This window comes from Micromonospora sp. (genome assembly GCF_048594385.1).
Taxonomy (GTDB): domain Bacteria; phylum Actinomycetota; class Actinomycetes; order Mycobacteriales; family Micromonosporaceae; genus Micromonospora; species Micromonospora wenchangensis.
Genome location: NZ_JBMDWU010000569.1, coordinates 1 through 4327, shown reverse-complemented (window position 1 = coordinate 4327; position 4327 = coordinate 1). Strand labels below are relative to the sequence as shown.

Sequence of the window (4327 nt, the reverse complement as noted above, 5' to 3'; positions counted from 1 at the left end):
TGCCGACGCCTGCGATCGGCCCGGTGCTGACGTAGGCCGCACCAGGCCGAGGCAGGGACGCGCAGGGCAGGGTGGTGGTGGCCTGGGTGGCGGCGTCGGTGGTGGCGTAGGCGGCCACGGCGCAGGTGCGTTGGTCGGCGGTGCTCCACACGGTGATGACGTGGTCCGGGCCGACGGCCAGGAAAGCCTTGAACCCGGTGGCGCCGGTGGGTGCGGCGGGTTTGGCGACGGTGGGGGCGGCGTCGGCGCGCAGCGTCCACCACGCGCCGTCGTCGGCCTGAGTGACGATCACGGCGCCGTCAACGGCGATGGCCGGCTCGGTGCGGGGCAGCTCGTCGACCACAGCGAGCGTTCCGGCGTGTAGGTAGCCGAGCTGGTCGTCACGGAGCTTGATCAGGCCATCCGGGGTGACTGTGGCCCCGGACGGTAGGGATACGACGGTCGGGTCCCCGCCGGTGAGCGGCCAGTAGGTCAGGTCGCGGGTGCCGGCGATGAGGGCGACGTCGGCGCCGTCGACGCGGGCTAGGAGGGGGCCGACGCGGGGCGCGCTGGTCAGGGGGGTGGCCCAGCGGGTGCGTCCGTCTGTCTCGAGGACGGACAGGTACCGGGTGTCGCCGGTCTGGGGGTTGGCGCTGCCGTCGGCGGCGGTGACGGCGATGGTGGCGCCGTCTGCGGTGGTGATCGGGGCGGGGGCGTCCTTGGCCAGCTGCACGGTCCACGCGGCTTGCTGGGTCCATCCGGGCGGGCCGGTCTCGGTGTACAGCTGCCCGGCCGGCGGCACGGGGGCAACGGCCGGCGCCGCCGGCTCGTCGCTGCTGTGGCGGCCGCCGTGGAAGATCAGCACGACGGCGGAGGCCAGGGTCAGGCCGCCGAGCCCGATGGCGCCCCATCTGACCGGCGGGGGGAGCTTGCGCCAGCCCTTGCCCTTTCGGCCGGCGGGCTTCTTGCTCGTCTTCTTCTTTGCGGCGGCGCCTTTGCGGCGACGCCAGACCCGCTTGCTCGAGCCGGCCGGGATCGGGGCGTCGCCGGCACCGTCGTCGATGTCGGCAGGGATCAGGTCGTCGGGGTCCCAGCCGTTGTGGGTGTGGTTGGCGGGGTCGTTCGGGATGTCGTCGGGCTCGTCGGTCTTGGTGTCGGCGGCTGGGGTGGGTTGCGGCCAGGTGGCGGTGGGTTCGGTGTGGCCAGGCTGGGGCGGTACCCGGGGGAAGACCGTGGGGGGCTGAGTGGCCCCGGCCGGTGGGGTGATGGTGCGGGGGCCGGTGAGGGTGGTGGCGGCGCCGGTGGTGTCGACGATGAGGCGGGTGAGGCCATCAGGGTCGGCGATGCGGGCGCGGACCGGGCGGCCGTGGGCGGCGGCTTGCCCGGCGACGACGTCGAGGGCGGCGTGCTCGTCGCGCACGGGGGTGATGACCCCGCCGATGGTGACGGTGGGCTGGTCACCGGTCAGGTCGATGCGGATCTCGGGCCAGCGGGGGGTGTCCCGGTCGAGCCGGGCCAACGTCGAGGCCTTCATCGGGCCCGGTACGGGGCGCGGGTGGTACCGAACACGAGCACGAACGCGGCGGTGGCCAGCGGCGGGAGGAGCGGCAGCTGCGTCCGTGGGCGGGGACCGGTCACTGTGGGCGGGGTGTCGGTGGTCATGGTTGGTCTCCAATGGTGGGGACGGTCAGGCGCAGGTCGACCACCATCGGTGGGGGCGAGCGGTAGGACGCCGCAGCCGACTGAGCCGGGGCGAGAGTGGCGGGCCGGGACCACAGGGGCCGGATGACCCCGGTGATGGCTAGGACGACCACAGCGGTCAGCAGGACGGTGGCGGCGCCGCCCACGGCGAGGACGGCCCAGGTCGGCCCGTCGGGTGCGGCCTCGCCCAGCGGCGTCGCCGGGTTCACGGCGTTCATGTCCAGTACCGGTAGAGGACGTCGTCGTAGTCGTCGCGGGTGAGGGGGACGACGTGGACGGGGACACCGGGGGTGGAGGCTTCCAGGATGTAGCGGGTGCCGTTGATGACGCCGAGGTAGATGGCGACGTGGCCGGGGAAGCCGACGATGTCGCCGACCTGACCTTGGTCCCACGGCACGGCGTGGGCGCGGTCGCGTTGAGCTGATGAGTTGCCGCCGGGGCTGGGGTATCCGCCTTGGACCAGCACGTAGGCGGTGAGCCCGGAGCAGTCGAAGCCGACGAGGCCCTGGCAGGAGTTCAGCTCGCCGCCGCCCCGTGAGCAGCCGTCGTTGGGTCCGCCGCCGTCGGTGCCGCCGCCCCACACGTAGGGCAAGCCGAGCGCGCCGAACCCGGCGCCGAGGCCCTTGGCGACCTTCTCGGTGGGCGCCTGCAGAACGTGGCCGCGGAGCGCTTCGGTGACGTACTCGTTGGCCGGGATCGCGATGCTGGTGCCGTTGGGGGTGACGGTGTTGGTCAGACCTCCGGTGGTGCACCCGGGGGTGCTGGTTCCCGCAGAGGTAGCGGGGGCGGCCGACCCGGCGCTGGTTCCGGCCGTGGGGTTGGCGGCCAGGATCGCGGTGGTGATGACCTGCGCGAGTTCAAGCTGGCGGGCGAAGTTCGAGCCGTCGGCGAACTCCGACTGCTGGACGGCCTGGGCGGCTTGCGGGACGGGCATCTGCTGCCATCCCGGGATGTCGGTCAGCCCGCGTTGACCGGCCTGCCCGCCGGTGTAGAACATCGTCGCGGCCTTGACCGGGTCCATCCGGTCGGCCAGTGGCCCCCAGGCGTCGAGCTGCTGGAACAAGCCACGGCTGCTGGACATCGAGCCGCCGGGGCCCATCATGTCGCCGTAGTCAACGTTGCGCAGGGTCGATTCGGTCAGGCCGACGGTGACGCCGATGAGCGCGCCCCGCTCGCCCAGCCCGAGGCTGATGGCGACGCCGATGATGGCCTTGGCGTTGGCGTTCTGTTCGGCGGTCAGGCTGGAGGCCGATCCGCCGAGGTTGGCCGGCGTGACCTGCCCGCAGCTGGTGTCACCGGCGTTGGCGTCGTCGTTACCCAGGACGGCGGCCAGGATCACTACGAGCAAGATGACGGCCAGGAAGATGAAGCCCTTGATGCCCAGGGCGATGAGCAGCTTCTTGCCCAGGACCTTGGTGGCGACCTTCTTGGCGGCCTGCTTCCCGACGGCCTTGCCGGTGTTCTTGGCGGCGGTGCCGGCCGATGAGCGGGACTGCTGCTCGTCGGCCGTCGTCATTGGTCCCCTCGAGCCGTCAGCAGTGGGGTCGCTTCACCCCATCGAAACCCCGGAGGCGCGACCAACGCGCCCAGTTGGCGCGTCTAAAGTGTACAGCCCGGTATGCCGTTAGCTTGCGCGGTTCTCCTGCATTGGCAGCACAGCGGCGGACGTCTGCTCGGGCGCAGCGACGTCCGGCTTCTTAACGGTGGCGCCCAGGATGCGGGCGGCCAGGGCCGGGGACGGACGGGCAGTGATTGCTCGTTCGATCAATTCCCGTAGTGGCGGCTGGTCGGCGTCGCTGATTTCGACGGGTTCACGCAGGAGCATCTCGAGCTGTTCGCGGACGATGCGGTCGCGGCCGGCGAGGTCGAGGTGTTGGTCGTAGAAGATGACGTCGCCGCCGTGGGCGCGGACCCAGGTGCCCTCGACCGGCAGGTCGCCGAAGTCCAATGGCAGGACGTGGATTCGGCGACCGCGGCTGGTGGCGAGCCGGGCCAGGGTCTCGTCGATCGACGCCGAGCGACATCCGCGGGCGGCGTCGCCGACGGGGTCGCGTGGGTCGCTCGCGGGGCCTGATCGGGACATGGCGACCGACAGTAGCCGGTCGAAAACCCTTGTCCGTCTATGCGGCCCTCTGTTCGGGTCTTTCGGTCCTCGCTGCGAAGATGCATTGGAATGCACACCGTTGGACCGGGTGTTAGTCGGGTCGTTCGTCCTGATGACGCAGATTGTCGTAGCGGCGCATCTGCTCGACGATGTCGCTGAGCAGAGCCAGTCCTTCGGGGGAAAGACCGACCGCTCGGGCGGCGTTGCGTAGCCCGGACTGACGCAGCGCGAACAGCATCGTGATGTCTGCGTCGACCTTGGCCCGGACGTCGTCCTCGAAAAAGTAGTCGATGGGGACCTCGAATAGATCGGCCAACGCCTTGAGGACCCGGGCCGTCGGGTTGTTCCGGCGACCGTTGCGTAACTGCGCGATGTAGCCGCGGGTGACGACAACACCCTTTCTCGCCATTGCCTCGGCCGCGCTGGTCGTCGACCAAAAGCCGCTGCCATCGGGCTTTGGAATCGTCGTAAACAGGTGGTCAAGCTGGTCGGCAAGACCAGGCATTCCCCCGTCTGCGTCGTCCACCCATCCTCCTGCTCACG

Annotated in this window: 6 protein-coding genes; all 6 read right to left on the bottom strand. The window is 70.9% G+C overall.

What is annotated here, in order from left to right:
* A partial coding sequence (locus ACOJTC_RS30080; RefSeq protein WP_420119410.1) for a hypothetical protein occupies positions 1-1513 on the bottom strand: 1513 nt, incomplete at its 3' end.
* A complete protein-coding gene (locus ACOJTC_RS30075; RefSeq protein WP_420119409.1) occupies positions 1510-1641 on the bottom strand; it encodes a hypothetical protein in 132 nt (43 codons plus the stop codon). The genes ACOJTC_RS30080 and ACOJTC_RS30075, both read right to left, overlap by 4 nt.
* Positions 1638-1898, bottom strand: a complete 261-nt coding sequence (locus tag ACOJTC_RS30070) for a hypothetical protein (RefSeq protein ID WP_420119408.1) — start codon at positions 1896-1898, stop codon at positions 1638-1640. Before ACOJTC_RS30070 ends, ACOJTC_RS30075 begins: the two co-directional genes overlap by 4 nt.
* Positions 1895-3196, bottom strand: coding sequence for a C40 family peptidase (locus ACOJTC_RS30065; protein WP_420119407.1), 1302 nt, complete (start codon positions 3194-3196; stop codon positions 1895-1897). Before ACOJTC_RS30065 ends, ACOJTC_RS30070 begins: the two co-directional genes overlap by 4 nt.
* 108 nt (positions 3197-3304) lie before the next feature.
* Complete coding sequence (locus ACOJTC_RS30060) at positions 3305-3763, bottom strand: hypothetical protein (protein ID WP_420119406.1); 459 nt, start codon at positions 3761-3763, stop codon at positions 3305-3307.
* Positions 3764-3875: 112 nt separating this feature from the next.
* Positions 3876-4310, bottom strand: coding sequence for a helix-turn-helix domain-containing protein (locus tag ACOJTC_RS30055; protein ID WP_420119405.1), 435 nt, complete (start codon positions 4308-4310; stop codon positions 3876-3878).
* Between the last annotated feature and the right edge of the window lie 17 nt (positions 4311-4327).

Coding starts and splice junctions, on each gene's coding strand:
- ACOJTC_RS30075 (WP_420119409.1), bottom strand. CDS start 1,641: ATGACCACCGACACCCCGCCCACAGTGACCGGTCCCCGCCCACGGACG.
- ACOJTC_RS30070 (WP_420119408.1), bottom strand. CDS start 1,898: ATGAACGCCGTGAACCCGGCGACGCCGCTGGGCGAGGCCGCACCCGAC.
- ACOJTC_RS30065 (WP_420119407.1), bottom strand. CDS start 3,196: ATGACGACGGCCGACGAGCAGCAGTCCCGCTCATCGGCCGGCACCGCC.
- ACOJTC_RS30060 (WP_420119406.1), bottom strand. CDS start 3,763: ATGTCCCGATCAGGCCCCGCGAGCGACCCACGCGACCCCGTCGGCGAC.